The 19,961-nt window shown below is 70.7% G+C and carries 15 protein-coding genes and 1 tRNA gene; 13 read left to right on the top strand and 3 right to left on the bottom strand.

Annotated elements, in window-relative coordinates; translation table 11 throughout:
* Positions 1-104: 104 nt before the first annotated feature.
* Positions 105-1,286, bottom strand: coding sequence for a M20/M25/M40 family metallo-hydrolase (locus tag QQM67_RS19300; RefSeq protein WP_314175204.1), 1,182 nt, complete (start codon positions 1,284-1,286; stop codon positions 105-107).
* Positions 1,287-1,405: 119 nt separating this feature from the next.
* Between QQM67_RS19300 and QQM67_RS19295 the strand changes: the two genes are divergently transcribed.
* The 12 genes from QQM67_RS19295 to clpX all read left to right on the top strand — a co-directional run bounded on the left by QQM67_RS19295 (position 1,406) and on the right by clpX (position 14,862).
* A complete protein-coding gene (locus QQM67_RS19295) occupies positions 1,406-3,142 on the top strand; it encodes a PucR family transcriptional regulator (RefSeq protein WP_314175203.1) in 1,737 nt (578 codons plus the stop codon).
* Positions 3,143-3,235: 93 nt separating this feature from the next.
* A complete protein-coding gene (locus QQM67_RS19290; protein WP_314175202.1) occupies positions 3,236-4,573 on the top strand; it encodes an MFS transporter in 1,338 nt (445 codons plus the stop codon).
* Complete coding sequence (locus tag QQM67_RS19285; RefSeq protein WP_314175201.1) at positions 4,570-5,931, top strand: amidohydrolase; 1,362 nt, start codon at positions 4,570-4,572, stop codon at positions 5,929-5,931. The genes QQM67_RS19290 and QQM67_RS19285 overlap by 4 nt, the downstream gene beginning before the upstream one ends.
* Positions 5,928-6,767, top strand: coding sequence for an SDR family NAD(P)-dependent oxidoreductase (locus tag QQM67_RS19280; protein ID WP_314175200.1), 840 nt, complete (start codon positions 5,928-5,930; stop codon positions 6,765-6,767). The genes QQM67_RS19285 and QQM67_RS19280 overlap by 4 nt, the downstream gene beginning before the upstream one ends.
* Before the next feature lie 76 nt (positions 6,768-6,843).
* Positions 6,844-7,692: a polysaccharide deacetylase family protein gene (locus QQM67_RS19275; RefSeq protein WP_314175199.1), complete on the top strand. Its 849-nt coding sequence runs from the start codon at positions 6,844-6,846 to the stop codon at positions 7,690-7,692.
* Between the two features lie 420 nt (positions 7,693-8,112).
* Positions 8,113-8,592, top strand: coding sequence for an ATP-binding protein (locus QQM67_RS19270; RefSeq protein WP_314175198.1), 480 nt, complete (start codon positions 8,113-8,115; stop codon positions 8,590-8,592).
* Between the two features lie 389 nt (positions 8,593-8,981).
* Positions 8,982-9,977: a helix-turn-helix domain-containing protein gene (locus tag QQM67_RS19265; protein WP_314175197.1), complete on the top strand. Its 996-nt coding sequence runs from the start codon at positions 8,982-8,984 to the stop codon at positions 9,975-9,977.
* Between the two features lie 174 nt (positions 9,978-10,151).
* A tRNA-Pro gene (locus QQM67_RS19260) sits at positions 10,152-10,228 on the top strand.
* Positions 10,229-10,337: 109 nt separating this feature from the next.
* Complete coding sequence (gene tig / locus QQM67_RS19255; protein ID WP_314175196.1) at positions 10,338-11,792, top strand: trigger factor; 1,455 nt, start codon at positions 10,338-10,340, stop codon at positions 11,790-11,792.
* Between the two features lie 248 nt (positions 11,793-12,040).
* Complete coding sequence (locus QQM67_RS19250; protein ID WP_314175617.1) at positions 12,041-12,643, top strand: ATP-dependent Clp protease proteolytic subunit; 603 nt, start codon at positions 12,041-12,043, stop codon at positions 12,641-12,643.
* Between the two features lie 73 nt (positions 12,644-12,716).
* Complete coding sequence (locus QQM67_RS19245; RefSeq protein WP_314175195.1) at positions 12,717-13,424, top strand: ATP-dependent Clp protease proteolytic subunit; 708 nt, start codon at positions 12,717-12,719, stop codon at positions 13,422-13,424.
* Positions 13,425-13,575: 151 nt separating this feature from the next.
* Positions 13,576-14,862, top strand: a complete 1,287-nt coding sequence (gene clpX, locus QQM67_RS19240; RefSeq protein WP_314175194.1) for an ATP-dependent Clp protease ATP-binding subunit ClpX — start codon at positions 13,576-13,578, stop codon at positions 14,860-14,862.
* A 96-nt stretch (positions 14,863-14,958) separates the two neighbouring features.
* Here the strand turns inward: clpX and QQM67_RS19235 are convergent, their stop codons facing one another.
* Together QQM67_RS19235 and QQM67_RS19230 are read right to left on the bottom strand one after the other, a co-directional pair.
* Positions 14,959-15,714 (bottom strand): hypothetical protein, encoded by a 756-nt coding sequence (locus tag QQM67_RS19235; RefSeq protein WP_314175193.1) that lies wholly within the window; start codon positions 15,712-15,714, stop codon positions 14,959-14,961.
* Positions 15,715-15,787: 73 nt separating this feature from the next.
* Positions 15,788-16,753, bottom strand: a complete 966-nt coding sequence (locus QQM67_RS19230) for a hypothetical protein (RefSeq protein ID WP_314175192.1) — start codon at positions 16,751-16,753, stop codon at positions 15,788-15,790.
* A 155-nt stretch (positions 16,754-16,908) separates the two neighbouring features.
* On the opposite strand from QQM67_RS19230, the gene QQM67_RS19225 reads away from it, so the two are divergent.
* Positions 16,909-19,551: a valine--tRNA ligase gene (locus QQM67_RS19225; RefSeq protein WP_314175190.1), complete on the top strand. Its 2,643-nt coding sequence runs from the start codon at positions 16,909-16,911 to the stop codon at positions 19,549-19,551.
* The last annotated feature ends 410 nt before the right edge of the window (positions 19,552-19,961 follow it).

Raw genomic sequence — 19,961 nt, 5'->3', positions numbered from 1 at the left:
CCACGGAAGTCGGCCGGGGGGCGATTGTCGTGAGGGCTGATCCGCGGGTCACCGCGGCTCCTCGCGGGTCCCGAAGCGCTGCGGGTGCGCCCCACCCGGTTCGGTCACTCCTCGTGCAGCGCGGCCGTCAACATGCCCACCAGCGCGGCGCGTTCGGGCATGCGGGCGATGTCCACCCACTCGTGCTCCGCGTGCGCCCCGCCGCCGACCGCCCCGAGCCCGTCCAGCGTCGGCGTGCCGGCGGCGGCGCACAGATTGCCGTCCGAGATGCCGCCCACCCGTGCCGAGCCGGGCCAGGCCAGTCCCAGCCGGTCCAGGCACGAGCGGGCGAGCCGGAGCGGTTCGCGCGCCTGCGCCGCTTCGAGCGGCGGCCGGTTGATGCCGCCCGATATCTCGTACGGCAGCCGGGCGGTGTCGGCCACCAGGCGGCGCAGGGCCGCGTCCACGCCGTGCTGCGCCGCCGCGTCCGGTGCCCGTACGTCCACCGTCACGCGCGCCCGATCCGGGACCGTGTTCTGGGTGGTCCCCGCCGTGCACACGGTGGGGGTCACCGTGATCTCGCCGTCCGCGGAGGCGAGTTGCTCCAGGCGGACCACGATTCGCGCGAGATCGACCAGCGCGTTGCGGCCCGAGTGCGGGTCCAGCCCGGCGTGCGCGGCGCGCCCCGTCACGGTGATGTCGTAGAAGGACCAGCCCTTGCGCGCGTCCTTGAACGCGCCGCCGTCCGCCGCTCCTTCCAGCACGAGCGCGGCGCGCGAGGCCCGCGCCCAGTCGGTGACGACCGGGCCGCCGAGCGGCGAGCCGACCTCTTCGTCGGCGGTGACGAGGAAGGCCACGGCAGGGTACGTACGGTCCGGGCTCGTCGCGCGCAGTTCCGCGAGCGCGTGGAGGCCCTGGACCAGGCCGGCCTTCATGTCGAAGACGCCCGGGCCCAGCGCCTTCGCCCCGCGGACCTCGAAGGGGCGGCGGCGCAGCGTACCGAGCGGCCAGACCGTGTCGAGATGGCCGACCAGCAGCACCGGCGAACGGTCGCCCGGACCGAGCCGCCACACCAGCCCGGCGGCCCCGGGGGAGCGGGCGGTCCCGGCGGAACCGGCAGAACCGTCGAGCAACTCCGGCCGTACGCCGAGCAGTTCCGTGCCGATGCGGGCCAGCACCGACCGGCAGCCGCCCAGCGCCTCGGGGTCGGCGGACGGGGACTCCGCCGTGACCAGCCGCTCCAGGTCGTCGAGCATGGCGGGCTGCCGGGCCGTGAGCCTTTCGAGCAGCGCTCGTGCGTCTGGCATGGGGGGTGGGGCTGCTGGCACCGCGGGTCTCCTTCGACGGTCGGGACGCGACCACAGCATCGCCGCCCGCGGGCATGCGAGAGTCTGTGCCAGGCGCCAAGCTTTGGAGCTGATCCCTGATGGCAGAGCACAAGCCGGCGGAGCCGTACGGCCGCCCCCACCCGGTCACGATCGCGACCGTCGTGGAATCCCTCGGACCGGAAGCCGTCGACGTGCGGGCCGCGCCGGGCGGACTGGACGTGCCCGTGCGCGGGCTGGCCGTACGGGAAGCGGACGAGGACCCGTCACCGGGCGCCGATCTGCTGCTGTGCATAGGCACGGGCAGCGCCGACGCCCTCGACGGACTGGCCTCTCTGCTCGCCGCCGCGTCCGCCGCGGGAGCTGCGGCCGTCCTGGTCAAGCGCCGCGGTGGGGGAGGCTCCGCGCAGGGCGGCTCCGGGCAGGGCGGCGTGGCCGCTCTCGCCGAACGGCACGGCGTCGCGCTGCTGGTGCTCGCCGCCGAGCAGGACTGGGCCGAGGTGATCGGACGGCTGCGGGCACTGCTCGCCGTCGCCGGTACGCCGAGCCCCCGCCACGGCCACCCGTACGCACTCCGGCACGGGCAAGCGGGCGTGCTCGCACGCCAATACGACCTGTCGGGCCTGGCGAACACCCTCGCCGAGCTGGTGCACGGCTCGGTCATGATCTTCACCCCCGGCCAGGAGCTGCTTGCCGCCTCACGGCTGACGAAGGGCGACGACGACATGCGCCGCGCCGCCGTACTGGAGCAGCACGGCCCGCCCGGGTACCGGAGCAGGCTGACGCAGCTGGGCGTCTACCGCAGGCTGTGGTCGGACGAGGGCGTCGTGGAGGTGGCGGCCGTGCCAGAACTGGGCGCCGGGCGCAGGCTCGCCGTCGCGGTGCGCGCGGGCACCGAGAACCTCGGTTCGATCTGGGTGGCGGAGAGCGGCGGCCCGCTCGCCGACGGCGCGGCCGCACTCCTCGCCGAGGCGGCCCCCGTCGCCGCCGTCCGTCTCCTCGGCCTCGATCAGGAGGAGTTGGCCAGACACCGGCTGGACGAGGAACTGGTCGGGCGGCTGCTGCTGGGCGACGCCGACCCGCGGCTGGCCGGCGCTCACCTGGGGATAGCGCCCGATGTTCCGGCGGCGGTGCTGGTGGCCGACTTCGCCGGGGACGAGCCAGGGGAGGCCGGTCCGGCCGTGGCCCATCGCGTACGGGAGGAGTCGCTGCGCCGGCTCGCCGGATACCGCCGCCGCGCGGTGGCCACGACGGGACCGGGCAGGGCCCTCATCGTGCTGCTGGACGCGGCGGACCCGGACGGGGTCCGGCGGGCCGCCGCCGCAATGGCGGCCGCGGTGACCGAGTCGACCGGCGTGCGGCTGCGCGTGGGGACCGGCCCGTGCGTCGCCCACCTCGGCGAGCTGCCCGAGTCGCGGCTGGAGGCGGAGCTGGTGGTACGGGCGCTGAAGCGGCGCGGCGAACACCGCTGCGCCGCGTACGCAGACGTCAGAGGCACCGCGAACCTGCTCGTGCTGAGCGAGAGCGTCGCCGCCGACGAGCGGCTCCAGGCGGGTCCGGTGGCGCGGCTGCGGGCGCACGACCGGAGGCGGGGCACCGACTACACCGCCACGCTCGGCGCGTACCTCGACGCCTTCGGCGACACCCGCACCGCGTCCCAGGTGCTGAACGTGCATGCCAACACGCTGCGTTACCGGCTCCGCCGGGTGCGGGAGCTGACCGGGCTGGATCTGGCCGATCCGGACGAGCGGCTCAGCGCCGGCGTCCAGCTCTTCGCGCTGCGGTGCGGCGGCCGAGACCCGGCCTGGCCCGGTGTGCTTGGAGTCCGGCATGAGTGAACGCCGATAACCTCGTCGGCTGCCACAAAGCCGCGCGGGCCCGCCGCTTGCAGACTGCTGTGCGACATCCGGTGCGCTGCGTGGAGGTGGAGGATGGAAGCGGAGAAGCGGAGCCGGCGGACCGCGCCGGGCCTGGGGGCCGGGCGCCCGACGGCCGCCCGGGTCGCCAGGGTGACCGTCGTCGTGCTGTTCCTCACCTGGCTCGTCGACTACATCGACCGCCTGGTCATCACCCTCGCACTGCCGGAGATCGGCGACGAGTTCGGCCTCGGTGAGACGGGCCAGGGCCTGATCCTCACCGCGTTCTTCATCACCTACGCGGCCTTCCAGATCCCGGGCGGGATCATGGCCGACACCTGGGGCGCCAAGCGCACGATGCTGGTGGCCGCCGCCGGGTGGAGCCTGTTCACGGCGGCCTGCGGGCTCGCTCGCGGGCTGGCCTCGATGGTGGTCATCCGCGCGTTCTTCGGCGCGTTGCAGGGCATCTTCCCGGCAGCGTCGATCAAGGCGATCAGCGAACGTACGACCCCACAGCAGCGGTTGACCGCGAACGGCGCCATGTCCGCCTCCAACCCCTTCGGCGCCGCGATAGCCCCGATGGTCGCCGCGCCGCTGATCGCGGCCTTCGGCTGGCGCGGGGCGTTCTTCGCGGTGGCGCTGCTGGGCGTGGCGATGGTCTTCGTGCTGTGGAAGGGGCTGCCGCGTGCGCTCACCGGCACGGCCGACGGCGAGGCGGCCGCCTCGGATCGGGCCCCGGCCGGGGCCGCGAAGCAGGTGCCGATGCGGGATGCGCTGCGGCTGCTGCGCTCGTCGGTGATGTGGCGCTTCACGCTGATGTTCTGCGGGTTCAACATCATCGGCTGGGGCCTGGTCTCCTGGGTGCCGACGTTCCTGCGGGAGAGCAAGGACGTTTCGCTGGCGGGAGCCGGCGTGCTCGCGGGGATTCCGTGGCTGGGCGCGGCCGTCAGCATGGTGCTCGGCGGGTACGTCTTCGACCGCTACCTGCGCGGTAACCACCGGCGCGTGGTGATCCCCGTCATGCTGGTGACGGCGGTGATGCTCGGGTTCATGGTGCGGGCGGAGACCGCCACGGAGTTCATCCTCTGGGAGACGGGCGGCACGCTGGTGATGTACCTCGCGTACATGCAGATCTTCGGGCTTCCGCTGCGCATGCTGCCCGCCGAGTACGCGGGCGTCGGCGGCGGCATGGTCAACTTCGGCGGCCAGCTGGCCGGCGCCGTCTCGCCGTTCGTGATGGGTTTCCTCGCCGAGCGGTTCTCCTTCGAAGTCGCCTTCTCCTTCCTGGTGTTCGGGGCTCTGCTCGCCGTGATCGGTGCGCTGATCACCCCGCAGACGACACAGGCCTTCCAGGACGGACTCGGCCGCCACCTGCGCACGTCCCCCGACGCGCTTGTCACGGAGCAGCGTTGACCGTACGAGCGGGGGACGGGCCCGCGGTCACGGAGCTCAAGCGGGCGGCGCGGGAGGCGGTCGAGCGCTCCCGGGACCGGGTGCTGGAGGTCAGCGCGGACCTCCAGCGCCACCCCGAGACCGGGTTCCGCGAACACCGCAGCGCGGGCGTCGTGGCCGACTGGTTCACGGAGTTGGGGCTCCCCTTCGAGTCCGGGCTGTCCCGTACGGGTGTCAAGGCGCGCATGACGGGCCGTACTCCGGGTCCTACGGCCGCGGTCCTCGGCGAGCTGGACGCGCTGCCGCTGCCCGGACATCCGCTCGCCGATCCCGGCAGTGGTGCGGCACACGCCTGCGGGCACCACGCCCAGGTGGCCTCGATGCTGGGCGCGGCCCTCGCGCTCGCCGCGGTGCGCGAGCAACTGGACGGCGACGTGGTCTTCTTCGCCGTACCGGCCGAGGAGAGCGCCGAGCTGGCGTGGCGCAGCGAGCTCGTACGGGCCGGTGAGCTGCGCCATCTCGTGGGCAAGGCGGACCTCATCGCGCGCGGCGCCTTCGACGACGTCGACCTGGCGATGCTCTGCCACACCGCGGGCGAGGGAGCACCGCGGCTGTCCGTGGGCGACAGCCACAACGGGTCGGTGGTCAAACGGGTGCGCTTCGAGGGGCGGGCCAGCCACGCCGGGGCCTCGCCGTGGCGCGGCGTGAACGCGCTGAAGTCCGCGACGCTCACCGTCGCCGCCATCGACGCGCAGCGCGACACGTTCCGCGACGAGGACGCCGTGCGCGTCAACGCGGTGCTTCCGCACGGCGGCACGGCTCCCACCGCGGTGCCGGACCGGGCCGAGCTGGAGGTCGTCGTCCGCGCCCGTACGGTCGAGGCGCTGCGCGGCGCCTGCGCGGCGGTGGACCGGGCGGTGCGCGCCGGCGCCGTCGCCCTGGGCACCACGGCCACCACCGAGACGACCCTCAACTACCTGCCGCACCACCAGGATCCGGCGCTCGTCGAGCTGTGCCGCGCGAACGCGTCACTGCTCTTCGGGCCGGAGTCCGTCGTCGGCGGATGGCACCGCGGTGCCTCCACCGACATGGGCGACCTGGGCGAAGTGCTGCCCGTACTGCATCCGTTCACGTCCGGCGCGGTCGGAGACGCGCACAGCGCCGACTACCAGGTGACCGACCACGTCGCCGCCGCGCTCGAACCGGCGGTCCTGCTGGCGTGGTGCGTGATCGACCTGCTGAGCGAGGGTGCGGGCGCGGCACGGGAGCTCGTGGCGGCGCGCGGGCCACGGCGCACGGTCGCCGAGTACGAGGCGCTGCGCGCCCGGTTCGACGCGGTCGCCACGGTCGACGGCGCGGCGGAAGGAGAAACCCGATGAGGGACGTGACGGAGGCGGAGGCCGCGGCGGAACCGGTGCGGGCGCAGCATGCGGCGCGGCCCCGTGCCCTGGTCACCGGAGCGGCGGGCGGCATCGGCGCCGCGATCGCACGCAGGCTGCACCGGGACGGCGCGCGCGTGCTGATCGCGGACCGGCGCGAGGAGCAACTGGAGGAAGTGGCCGCGGAGTTGAGCGCCGGCGGCCCGGTTGATTCCGCGGGCGGCGAGGACGTGCTGCCGCTCGTCCTCGACCTGCGCGACCGGGCGGCGCTGCCGGGCCGCCTCGACGCCGCGTGCGAGGTCTGGGGCGGGCTGGACGTCCTCGTCAACGCGGCCGGGCTGTACCCGAGTTCGCCGCTCCTGGAGATGACGGACTCGACGTGGGACCGCGTCCTGGACGTCAACCTCTCGGGCGTCTTCTCGCTGTCACGGTCGTTCGCCGGGCGGCTGGTCGAGGAAGGCCGTCCGGGGCACATCGTCAACATCGGCTCCGGCGCGTCGACGAGGGCCCGCCGCGGCGCCGCCCACTACTGCGTCTCCAAGGCCGGACTCGACATGCTCACCAAGGCGTTCGCCCTGGAACTCGCCGAGCACGAGATCAGCGTCAACGCCGTCTCGCCGGGGTTCATCGAGGTCGGCAGCGAGGTCAATCCGCTGCGGCCCGAGTACGTACGGTCGATCCGCGGCGCACAGCCCTGGCCGCGTCCCGGCACTCCCGACGACGTCGCCGGGGCCGTGGCCTATCTGTGCGGTCCCGATGCAGGGTGGGTCACCGGTGCGTCGTTGACCGTCGACGGCGGCGCGGGCACCGGCAACGCCACGCTGCCGCTCAGTTGAGCCGAACCGAATCGAACCGCCGCTAGGCCGGAGCCGAGCCGAGCCTATCGATTCCGATGATTCTGGAGGGAAAGCGATGACCGCCGGATACGTCTGCGTCACCTTCGACTTCGACGCGCTGTCCGGCTGGATGGCGCGCGGCCAGCTCTCGGCCACGCCGCGCTCCCGCGGCGAGTTCGCGGCGGTCGGGGCCGAGCGCCTGCTGCACACCCTGGCGCGCAGGGACCTTGTCAGTACGTGGTTCGTTCCGGGGCACACGGCGCTGACCTATCCCGGGCTCACCCGTGAGATCGCCGCGGCCGGCCACGAGGTGGCCGTGCACGGCCACGCGCACGAGAACGTCGCGGCGCTGCCCGTCGAGGAGGAACGCGCGGTGCTCCAGCGTTCGCTGGCGGCCGTCGAGTCGGTCACCGGCCGCCGGCCGCGCGGCTTCCGCGCGCCCGCCTGGGACCTCTCGGACGACTCCGTCGTCCTGCTCGTCGAGCACGGACTCGCCTACGACAGCAGCCTGATGGGGCACGACTACGCCCCGTACCGCTGCCGTACCTCCGACGAAGTGCACCAGGACGGTGTGCGCTGGGGCGAACGCACGGATCTGGTGGAACTCCCGGTCAGCTGGAGCCTGGACGACTACCCGTACTTCGAGTTCCAGCGCACTCCCTCCGGCGTGCTGCCCGGACTGCGCGCCCCGGCCGAGATGTTCGGCAACTGGTCGGACGATCTGGACTACATGCTCCGCGACATCCACCGCGGCGTCCTCACCGTGACCATGCACCCGGAGGTGATCGGCCGGGGCCACCGGCTGCTCGCTCTGGAGCGCTGGCTGGACCGGCTGGCGGAGCTCGACGTCGAGGTCACCACCTGCGAGCGGATCACCGAACTGGTCCGTGCCGGCGAGGAGTTGGGCGGCTACCGGCCTGCCTGAGCGCCGCTGAGGCCCGGTGCTGGAGGCGCGGGACGGCCCGGCACGGTTTACCGGCAGAGGCCCTTGACGGTGCGCGGTCCGGCGGTTCCTGCGTACAGGCGAAACTTTCTTTGCGTGTACACAGAAGTGCGAGAGTCCAATTCCGCTTTACCTTCCGGGTACCTGCTGCGTTCTGCGCGGCGGCGCAGGCCGCAGCAGGGCAACTGAATCAGACTCATCCATGGAGCAATGGCCACAGGGCAGGCCTCCGCATCAGGACAGTCCCTGTGTCAGCGGGTGGCTGCTCCCCATCGACCTTCGAGGACACCGTGATGGCCGGCACTCTTCATCCACGCGCACTCGACCGGTTCCCGCTCCGGCCCGGCACCCACCTGCCCGGCAGAGCCCACGTCGTGACGCCCAGCCTCCAAGAAGACGCGCATGGTTGATATGGGGATGCACGCCGTGGCTCCTTTCCCTGATGCTCCACGATCCGCACTGCACGGTGAGCCGGCCGCCGAGACCCGTCAGGACGCGTTTCAGCTGCCGGCGCTCCACGTCTTCGTCTCCGAGGCACGGCGGTGCGTCGTGGAGCGGCTGCGCGAGTGGGGTGCTCATGAAGACGTCTGCGAGGACGCGGAGTTAGTGATCTCCGAGCTCTTCACCAACGCCCTGCTCCACACCGACAGCGAGGAGATCGGCTACGGACTGCGGCTGACGGGGACGCATCTGCGTGTCGAAGTCTCCGACGAAGGCTGCCGGTCGAAGGAACAGCGTCTCCGGTCCGCCGAGTGCGAAGAGGAGAACGGGCGCGGACTGCTACTGGTCAGAGCCTTCTCGGAAGCATGGGGAGTCCGGGTCTGCGAGAGCGGTCGAGGCAGCGTGACCTGGGCAGACCTCCCCTACAGGCCTGCGCCCTGACGGATCCCGCAGCCCCAGCCGGACAGTCGCACCAGGTGAGGAAGCCAACTCCCTGACAGAGGGGCCACGTTCGGGTTGCCCGGCTTCACCGCGTGAGTCGCCCCTCTCCGCAGCGTCCCGCCCAGGCCAACTCCCTGCCTGGGCGGGGCCCTGCGGTCTTTCCGAGGCGACAGCCGGGCGGCGCGTCGCTCGCCGCCCGGGCCCATGAAGCGGCCGTCACGAAACCACTTCCGTGAGATTCGGCGGACACGGCGGACACGGCCGGAACACAGCACTACGCTGCCGCTGTGATTTTTGCCACGGCCCTGCCCGGCCTTGCCGGGCGGGCGGGCGCTGTGGCGAACACCCCTTCCATCACCGGGTCGACGGCAGTGAGGGAGCGATGAAGGGTGTTTGAGAGGACCGGAGGGACCTACGTCGTCAACTCGTCGTCGATCAGGGACGTGGTGCCGCGTGAGCGCGCCGACTTCTGGACCGACCACGTCTCGTCCGTTCACTGCCGGATGGACCTGAGATTCCCGCAGGGCGACTCCTTCCGTGCGGGGACGATCCGTCAGCAGACGGACACCTATCAGCTCGCGAAGTGCTGGTCGGACAAGCTCGGTTACCTCCGGACCCCGCAGCAGGTACGTCAGTACCCGGATGAGGACTACCGGTTCGTGATCATGCTCTCCGGAAGGGCTGTGCACCGTCAGGACGGCGAGGACGCGGAGATGACGCCCGGGACCGCGGGGCTGATCCCGGTGAACGGGTCGTACCAGACTCTCTACGATCGCTACGAGGGACTCAGCATGACCATCCCTGCTCACGAGGTGGACAGCCGGCTGAACCGGAAATCTCCCGTGACCGCGGGACTTGACCTGGCATCAGGCCTGGGCCGCGTGGTGGGAGACATGGTGAACAGCCTGCACGAGGCCCGCGACACCCTCACCACCAGCCAGTTCGACGCGGTGTCCGACCGGATCGTCGAGCTGCTGTGCATGCTCGTGGCGGGCGACGACCGTCCGGACGCGCCGGAACATCTGGCCGAGGTGGAGGCGATGGTGCGCCGCCACGTGCGCGAGCACGCGGGCGATCCGGGGCTGAACGGCGAGACGATGGCACGCGCCCTGGGGTGGTCGCTGCGGCAGATCCAGCTGGCACTCCAGTGTGCCGGGACCACGCCCCGCGAGCTGATCCGCGAGGAGCGCCTGCGGCTGATACGGGAACGCCTTCAGAACCCCGCCTATCGGCACATGACCATCACGGACCTGGCGTACGCGTCGGGCTTCTCCTCTCCGAGCGCACTCAGCACCGCGTTCCGTAAACGCTTCGGGATAAGCCCACGCGAAATGCGGCATGAGGGAGACGCAGACACCGCGGGCGCTCAGAGGCCGCGCGGATAGGCGCACTCCGGCAGCCTGCGCCGGGAATCTGGCGGCGTGCTCCGGCCGGGGCCGGGGCCGCCCCCGGTTCGGCCCCGTAAGCGCACGTCAGAGTGGTCACCCGCGCTGACCTGGGTCTGAGAAAGTGTCCGGACCAACGGCGTGGAAGTCCATGTACTCTACGTGTCGCACCGACGGGGTGTGGCGCAGCTTGGTAGCGCGTCCGCTTTGGGAGCGGAAGGTCGTCGGTTCGAATCCGGCCACCCCGACCACGTACTATGCAAGACGCGCGTGCCTGTGTCGTGTCCGGATTCCGAGCCGTTTGCGGGGCGCCCGGCAGAGCGTGAATTCCCCAGCAGTCAGCCCCCAAGGAGACCGACCGTGAAGAGCGCCGTGGAGACCCTGAACCCCACCCGGGTTCGGCTCACAGTCGAGGTGCCCTTCGAGGAGCTCAAGGACAGCCTCGACGCGGCGTACAAGAAGATCAACCAGCAGGTCACCGTTCCCGGTTTCCGCAAGGGCAAGATCCCTGCCCGGGTGATCGACCAGCGTTTCGGGCGCGGCGCGGTGCTGGAGGAGGCAGTCAACGACGCACTGCCGAAGCTCTACCAGTCGGCCGTCGAGGAGGGCGAGCTCAACCCGCTCGGCCAGCCCGAGGTCGACATCACCGATCTCAAGGACAACGAGCTGCTGTCGTTCACCGCCGAGGTCGACATCCGGCCCGAGATCACGATCCCCGACTTCTCGGGCATCGAGGTCGAGGTCGAGGCCGCGGAGGTTTCCGACGAGGACGTGGACAAGGCCGTCGAGCAGCTGCGTGAGCGCTTCGCGTCGACCACCGTCGTCGAGCGCGCCGCCGCCGAGGGCGACGTCGTCAAGGTCGACCTGGAGGCGAAGGTCGACGGCGAGGTCCTCGAGGACGGCGTGGCCGAGGGCGTCGACTACACGATCGGCTCGGGAGAGCTGCTCGAAGGCATCGACGACGCGGTCACCGGCCTGGAGGCCGGCGGCACCGCCACCTTCACCTCCGAGCTCAAGGGCGGCTCCGCCGCCGGCAAGGAGGCCGAGGTCTCCGTGAAGGTGCAGACGGTCTCCTCGCGTGAACTGCCCGCGCTGGACGACGACTTCGCCCAGCTGGCCAGCGAGTTCGACACCCTGGAGGAGCTGCGCGAGGACAGCCGCAAGCGCCTGGGCCAGCAGAAGAAGTACGAACAGGCCACGGAGGCGCAGGAGAAGGTGCTGGACGCCCTCCTCGCCCTCGTCGAGGTTCCCGTCCCGGACAAGCTGCTCGCGGAAGAGGTCGGCACCCGCAAGGACAACCTCGTCAACAACCAGCTCGGTCAGATGGGCCTCGACCTCGCGACGTACCTCCAGATGCAGGAGAAGTCGGAGGAGGACTTCGACGCGGAGCTCAAGGAGCAGGCGGAGAAGGGCATTCGCACCCAGTTCGTCCTCGACGAGCTGGTCAGCACGGAGAAGCTCAACGTCAGCCAGGAAGAGCTGACCGAGCATCTGATGCGCCGTGCGCAGTCCTCCGGAATGAGCCCCGACCAGTTCGCCCAGGCCGTCGTCGAGGGCGGCCAGGTGCCGATGCTCGTCGGCGAGGTGGCGCGCGGCAAGGCGCTGGCGACCGTCGTCGAGAAGGCCACCGTCAAGGACAGCAACGGCGAGACGGTCGACCTGGACGACGAGGACGAGACCGCCGAGACGGTCGAGACGGTCGGGGCACCCGGCGAGGGCGCCGAGGGCGCGGCCGAGACCGCCGGCGAGGCCGCCGAGACCCAGGCGGAGGGCTCCGCGGAGGAGCCCGAGGAGGAGAAGAAGTCGGAGGGCTGAGCCCTCCCCTCCCGCCCTCTCACGGCACCCGGCCCAGGCGTACGCGTGGGGCCCGCGCACCTGTTGTGGCGTGCGGGCTTCCGGGCTGCACAGAGGGCCCAAGGGACCTGCGCTGACAGCGAACAGCTCCCGATGCGGGATGGCTCCGCCGGTGCCGCGCGTTAGGGTCCCAAGTGCATGAAGACCCCAGAGACGGCACGCCTTCGGCTACCGTCCGGACACGAGCAGGTGGACACGTGACGCTTCCGATGCCTTCGGCCGCCGGTGAGCAGATTGGTGGTGGCCTCGGCGACCAGGTCTACAACCGGCTGCTCAACGAGCGGATCATCTTCCTCGGCCAGCCCGTCGACGACGAGATCGCCAACCAGATCACCGCTCAGTTGCTGCTCCTGGCGGCAGACCCGGACAAGGACATCTTCCTTTACATCAACAGCCCCGGTGGCTCGATCCAGGCCGGCATGGCGATCTACGACACCATGCAGTACATCAAGAACGACGTGGTCACCATCGCCATGGGTCTCGCCGCCTCGATGGGCCAGTTCCTGCTGAGCGCCGGCACCCACGGCAAGCGTTTCGCGCTGCCCAACGCGGACATCCTGATCCACCAGCCCTCGGCGGGCCTCGCGGGCTCCGCGTCGGACATCAAGATCCACGCCGAGCAGCTGCTCCGTACGAAGAAGAAGATGGCGGAGCTCTCGGCCCAGCACACCGGCCAGTCCGTCGAGCAGTGGACCCGTGACGCCGACCGCGACCGCTGGTTCTCCGCCGAGGAGGCCAAGGAGTACGGCCTGATCGACGAGGTGTACGGCAGGGCGGCACAGCTTCCGGGAGGCGGCGGTACGGGCGCGTGAGCCGCGCCGCAGGACAGCAGGCTCAGCAGCAGCGCAGCGACCGCAGTCAGCCCATCACCAGGAGAAGGCTCCGATGACGAATCTTTCCGGACTCCCCGCCTCCGGCGGGCTCCACGGCGCGGAGGGCACTCACGCCTCCGAGGGCCGCTACACGGGCCCGCAGCCCGAATCCCGCTACATCGTCCCGCGCTTCGTCGAGCGCACCTCCCAGGGCGTGCGCGAGTACGACCCGTACGCGAAGCTCTTCGAGGAGCGCGTGATCTTCCTGGGCGTCCAGATCGACGACGCCTCGGCCAACGACATCATGGCGCAGCTGCTGTGCCTGGAGTCGATGGACCCGGACCGGGACATCTCGCTCTACATCAACTCGCCCGGCGGCTCCTTCACGGCGCTCACGGCGATCTACGACACCATGCAGTTCGTGAAGCCGGACATCCAGACGGTCTGCATGGGTCAGGCGGCCTCCGCCGCCGCGGTGCTGCTCGCCGCCGGCACCCCCGGCAAGCGGATGGCGCTTCCCAACGCACGCATCCTGATCCACCAGCCCTACAGCGAGACGGGCCGCGGCCAGGTCTCGGACCTGGAGATCGCCGCGAACGAGATCCAGCGGATGCGCGTGCAGCTGGAGGAGATGCTCGCGAAGCACTCCACCAAGGAGATCGAGCAGATCCGCGACGACATCGAGCGCGACAAGATCCTCACCGCTGAGGAGTCGCTCGAGTACGGGCTGATCGACCAGATCGTCTCCACGCGCAAGTCGTCCGTCGGCATGGGAGTCTGACTCCGGCGCATGTCACGTTCCCCCTTGGCACGCCTCTACGGAGTCGTCCCAAGGGGGGCCCAAATCGACGGCTCGGCAGGGTACCGTCGTCAGAGCACGTACCTCGGTCCGAAGGCTGATGGACCGGTCCCAGGCGAAGGGGAAGCACCTCGTGGCACGCATCGGTGATGGCGGCGATCTGCTCAAGTGCTCGTTCTGCGGGAAGAGCCAGAAGCAGGTGAAGAAGCTGATCGCAGGGCCAGGCGTGTACATCTGCGACGAGTGCATCGACCTGTGCAACGAGATCATCGAGGAGGAGCTCGCCGAGTCCTCCGAAGTGCGCTGGGACGAGCTGCCCAAGCCCCGCGAGATCTCGGAGTTCCTCGAGGGATACGTGGTCGGTCAGGAGGCGGCCAAGAAGGCCCTCTCGGTCGCGGTCTACAACCACTACAAGCGGGTGCAGGCCGAGGAGAAGGGCGGCCCGCAGGGCCGGGACGACAGCATCGAGCTGGGCAAGTCCAACATCCTGCTGCTCGGCCCCACCGGCTCCGGCAAGACGCTGCTGGCCCAGACGCTCGCCCGCATGCTCAACGTCCCCTTCGCCATCGCGGACGCCACGGCGCTCACCGAGGCGGGCTACGTCGGCGAGGACGTCGAGAACATCCTGCTGAAGCTGATCCAGGCCGCGGACTACGACGTCAAGAAGGCCGAGACCGGGATCATTTACATCGACGAGATCGACAAGGTCGCCCGGAAGAGCGAGAACCCGTCGATCACTCGTGACGTCTCCGGTGAGGGCGTCCAGCAGGCACTGCTGAAGATCCTCGAGGGCACGACGGCCTCGGTGCCGCCGCAGGGCGGGCGGAAACACCCGCACCAGGAGTTCATCCAGATCGACACCACGAACGTGCTGTTCATCGTCGGCGGCGCCTTCGCCGGGCTGGAGAAGATCATCGAGTCCCGCGCGGGCGCGAAGGGCATCGGCTTCGGCGCCAACATCCGCTCCAAGCGGGAGATCGAGGACAGCAACCAGTTCGAGGACGTCATGCCGGAGGACTTGGTGAAGTTCGGGATGATCCCGGAGTTCATCGGCCGCCTGCCGGTGATGACGAGCGTGCACAACCTCGACCGTGAGGCGCTGCTCCAGATCCTCATGGAGCCGCGCAACGCACTCGTCAAGCAGTACCAGCGCCTCTTCGAACTCGACGGCGTGGAGCTGGACTTCGACCGTCCCGCGCTGGAGGCCATCGCCGATCAGGCGATCCTGCGGGGCACGGGCGCGCGCGGGCTGCGGGCCATCATGGAAGAGGTCCTGATGTCGGTGATGTACGAGGTGCCCTCGCGCAAGGACGTCGAGCGCGTCGTCATCACCGAAGAGGTCGTCCACTCGAATGTGAACCCCACGCTGGTTCCCCGCTCGCGCGGCACGGAGCAGGAGCGGCACGAGAAGAGCGCCTGAGGCTCGATGACGTGATGAAGGGGCGCCCGGCACAGTGCCGGGCGCCCCTTCATCACGTACTGCTACTGCTGCCGTACGCGTCCGCCGTACGGCGCGTCAGTCGGCGGCGACCTCGACGAGGGCGTCCTTGCGCACCTTCGCCGCCAGCCGCGCGGTCTCCTTCAGATCCACGGGCTTCGTCTTGGTGCCGTCGCTGGTGAGGATCATCGACGAGACGGTGCCGACGGTGTCGGAGTCGGCCCAACTGCACATCGCGAGGCTCATGTTGGAGATCTTGTACTCCTGGCATTCGAGCACGTCGCCGTCGAAGGAGGACGGGGAGAACTTCCGCGGGCCGCCCGCGGCCTTGGCCCCCGTCTCGGTCTTCAGCGACTTGCCCGTCTGCTCGAAGACCCAGTCGACGGCCTTCTTCGGATTCTTCACCGAGCCGTAGGCGCCGCCGAGTTGGAGCTTCTTGGTGGCTCCGGCCTTGTACTCGGCGCTGACGTCCGCGTTGGTCGTCATCCCCGGCACCTTCTTGTTGCCGAACGCCTTGCCGTCGCCCCGCTCGCCCTTGCCGTCCCGCTCGTACTCCCCGGCGACGGTCCTGGGCGTGGTCAGCTTGTGCTCCGGTGCGTCGGAGCCGCCGAAGAGCAGATAGCCGCCGGCGAGGGCGGCCACGACGAGGAGTGCGCCGCCCGCGATCGCGGCGTTGCGCCCGGCGTTGCCGCGCCCGCCCGGCTTGCCGGACCGGCCCCGCGCGCCGCCGCCGTCACCGCCACCGCTGCCGCCGCCGTGCGAGGCGGCCGGCGGTGCACCGGGCCCTCCCGACGGCGACCCGGCCCCGTACGCGGCAGGCTGACTGTCACTCATCGCTTGTGTCTCCTCCGGTGGACGAAGGGCGCCCGGCACACCGGCCGGGCGCCCGAATCCCGCTGAGCGCGGGCTACTTGATCGGGACCCGTGCGTCGTCGCGCAGCTTCTTCGACAGCTCCGCCGTCTGGTCGATCGTCATGCTCTTGCCGGTGAGCACGGCCGCGCCGTCCTGCGCGGAGACCATGGCCACCGTGCTGTGGTCGCCCCACATGCACAGCGGAGCCTTCAGCTCCGAGGTGCCGGACGTGGAGGCGCCGAGGGAGACCTTGATGATCTGGCACTTCATGACGGCGTCGTCACCGAGCCCCGTGGGCTGCACCTCCTCGGGGCTGCCCACGAGCTCCGCCCTCCCGCCGTTGCGCTCCGCGTTCTTCTCGCTGTCCTCGGCCATCTTCGCGAAGGCGGCGTCGACCGTGCCCTCGGGGTCCTCGACCTCGCCCCAGACGCCCTGGAAGTTCAGCTGCTTCACGGCCGTGCCGCTGCCCGCCTTGTACGAGCCGTGCTCACTCTTCGGGCCGTCGACCCCCGCCTTCTCGAACTCCGAGAGTTCGGACGGCGTCATCTGGTCCGTGGTGCCCGCGGTGTTCTTCTCGTACTCGCCCGCGACCGTCTGCGGCGACGTGAGCTTGTACTTCTTGCCGTCGCTGGAGACGTCCGAACCACCGCCGCCGCCGATCCCGCTGAACAGGACGATTCCGCCGATGACGGCGCCCACGATCACCAGCGAGCCGATGACGATGGCGATCGTCTTGCCGGCCGAGCCCCCTTGCTTCGGCGGCATGGGCGGACCCGGCTGCCCGTACGGTCCGGGCGGGGGCGTCGGTGCGTACGGCCCCGGCTGCCCGGGCTGCTGCGGGAATCCGTAACCGGGCTGACCAGGCTGGCCGGGCGGCTGCTGCGGATACCCGTATCCCGGCTGTCCCGGCGCCCCTCCCGCGGGACCCTGGGCGTACGGATTCGGGCCCTGCGGCTGCTGTCCGTACGGTCCCGGCGGGGGCGGCTGCTGTCCGTACGGCCCCGGCTGGTTATGACTCATGGCGGCGCTTCCCCTCCGTTGTAGTGCGTCGCGGACGACGCGTCGCGCTCGCGCTCGCGCGGTACGCGTACATCCTGGCGGACACCCGAAGTGCGTGCTGCACCGGTCCCCAAACCGATTCGAGACTGCGACATTGACGCCCGTACACTGCCGTCGTGACCGAGAACTCTCAGCAGCGCCCCGACTCCCGAGGGCCGAACGCAGCAGCCCCCGCAGACCTTCCGACGCAGTACGCGCCGGCCGAGGTGGAGGAGGAGCTGTATGAGCGCTGGGTAGCTCGCGGTTACTTCGAGGCCGACGTCAAGAGCGACAAGCAGCCGTACACCATCGTCATCCCGCCGCCGAACGTCACGGGCTCCCTCCACCTCGGCCACGCTTTCCAGCACACGCTGATGGACGCCCTCACGCGCCGCAAGCGCATGCAGGGTTTCGAGGCGCTGTGGCTGCCGGGCATGGACCACGCGGGCATCGCCACGCAGAACAAGGTCGAGCAGCAGCTCGCCGAAGAGGGCAAGTCCCGGCAGGACTTGGGGCGTGAGGGGTTCGTCGAGCGCGTCTGGCAGTGGAAGGAGGAGTACGGCGGCAAGATCCTCGGCCAGATGCGCCGCCTCGGCGACGGCGTCGACTGGACGCGCGAGCGCTTCACGATGGACGAGGGCCTCTCGCGCGCCGTCCAGACCGTCTTCAAGCAGATGTACGACGACGGGCTGATCTACCGCGCCGAGCGGATCATCAACTGGTGCCCGCGCTGTCTCACCGCGATCTCGGACATCGAGGTCGAATACCAGGAGGACGACGGCGAGTTGGTCTCCATCCGGTACGGCGAGGGCGAGGACTCACTGGTCGTCGCCACGACGCGCGCCGAGACGATGCTCGGTGACACGGCGGTGGCCGTCCACCCCGACGACCGGCGGTACGCGCATCTGCTGGGCCGGCACATCAAGCTTCCGCTGACGGACCGTGCGATCCCCGTCGTCGCCGACGAGCACGTGGACCCGGAGTTCGGCTCCGGCGCCGTCAAGGTGACTCCTGCCCACGACCCGAACGACTTCGCGATCGGCCAGCGCCACGACCTGCCGGCGCTGACGGTCATGGACGAGCGGGGTGTGATCACCGCGCACGGCCCGTACGAGGGGCTGGACCGCTTCGAGGCACGCTCCTCGATCGTCGCCGCTCTGCGCGAACAGGGCCGCATCACGGCCGAGAAGCGTCCGTACACGCACAGCGTGGGCCACTGCTCGCGCTGCAAGACGACGATCGAGCCGCGGCTGTCGATGCAGTGGTGGGTCGGGGTCGGGCCGCTCGCGCAGGCCGCGGGCGACGCCGTGCGCGACGGCCGCGTCAAGATCCACCCCGCGGAGATGTCGGCGCGCTACTTCGACTGGGTCGACAACATGCTCGACTGGTGCATCTCGCGCCAGCTGTGGTGGGGCCACCGCATCCCCGTCTGGTACGGGCCGGACGGCGAGGTCCGCTGCCTCGGCCCGGACGAGCAGCCGCCCTCGGGCGAGGGCTGGACGCAGGACCCGGACGTCCTGGACACCTGGTTCTCCTCGGGCCTGTGGCCCTTCTCGACGCTCGGCTGGCCCGAGCGGACCCAGGACCTGGCGAGGTTCTATCCGACCGACGTGCTGCTGACCGGCCACGACATCATCTTCTTCTGGGTCGCCAGGATGATGATGTTCGGGCTGTACGCGATGGACGGGACCGCTCCGTTCCACACGATCGCGCTGACCGGGCTGGTCCGCGACGATCACGGCAAGAAGATGTCCAAGTCCAACCCCAACTCGGTCGACCCGCTGGACTGGATGAACGAGTACGGCGCCGACGCCGTCCGCTTCACCCTCACCAGCGGCGCCAACCCCGGCGCCGACGTGCCGATCGGCGAGGACTGGGTCAAGGCGTCCCGTAACTTCGCCAACAAGGTCTGGAACGCGACGCGTTTCGCGCTGATGAACGGCGCCACAGTCGAGGGCCCGCTGCCCGACGCGTCCGAACTCGGCGCCACGGACCGGTGGATCCTCTCCCGTCTCAACTCCGTGGTCGCGGAGGTCGACGGCTATTACGACGACTACCAGTTCGCCAAACTCTCCGACGCGCTACGGCACTTCGCGTGGGACGAGGTCTTCGACTGGTACGTCGAGCTGTCCAAGACCACCTTCGGCGCCGGGGGCCGCCCCGCGGAGGTCTCGCGCCGCGTGCTGGGCGAGGTGCTCGACGTCATGCTGCGGCTGCTGCACCCTGTCGTCCCGTTCGTCACCGAGTCGCTGTGGACGACGCTGACGGGCGGCGAGTCCGTCGTCGTCACGGCCTGGCCCTCCGACTCGGGGTTCCGGGACGCGGAGGCAGAGCGGGAGATCGCCACGCTCCAGACCGCGGTCACCGAGGTCCGGCGCTTCCGCGCGGACCAGGGTCTCCAGCCCGGGCAGCGGGTTCCGGCCCGGCTGACCCTCGCCGGCTCGCCGCTGGCCGCTCACGAGGACGCGATCCGGCAGCTGCTGCGGCTCCAGCCGGAGGGCGAGGGCTTCCACGCCACGGCGTCGCTGCCAATCGCGGGAGGCACGGTCGAGCTGGACCTCTCCGGGGTCATCGACGTCGACGCGGAGCGGAAGCGGCTGACGAAGGACCTCGGAGCGGCCGAGAAGGAGCTGCGCCAGACCACGGCGAAGCTGGAGAACGAGGGCTTCCTCGCGAAGGCTCCGGACCACGTCGTCGCGAAGATCCGCGAACGCCGCGCCACCGCCGAATCCGACATCGCCCGCCTCCAACACCAACTGAACCGCCTCCCAGGGGCATAACGCCCCGGCCGCGTCCTCCCGCCGCGACGGCGGGCAACCCCGTCGTCGCGGGTCCGGCGGCTTGTCGACGGCCGAAACCCGTCGAACTGGCCGCCGCCAGGCGGCCCGGCGGCGGCTGCCACACCGGCGCCATCTCCCGCCGCAGCGGCGAGCAACCCCGTAGTTGAGGGTCCGGCGGCTTGTCGACGGCCGAACCGCCGCGCCAGCGGCCCCGCGGTGGCCGGGCGCATCGGCACCGTCTCCCGCCGCGACGGCGGGTAGCCACGTCGTTGAGGGTCCGGCCGCCTGTCGACGGCTGAAACCGTCGACCCGGCGGCCTCTCGACAGCGAACCGTCGTGCCGGTCGCCCGGCGGCGGCTGCCACACCGGCGCCATCTCCCGCCGCAGCGGCGAGCAACCCCGTGGTTGAG

The organism is Streptomyces winkii, assembly GCF_032248595.1.
GTDB classification, from domain to species: domain Bacteria; phylum Actinomycetota; class Actinomycetes; order Streptomycetales; family Streptomycetaceae; genus Streptomyces; species Streptomyces winkii.
This window is presented reverse-complemented; position numbering and strand designations above follow the sequence as displayed.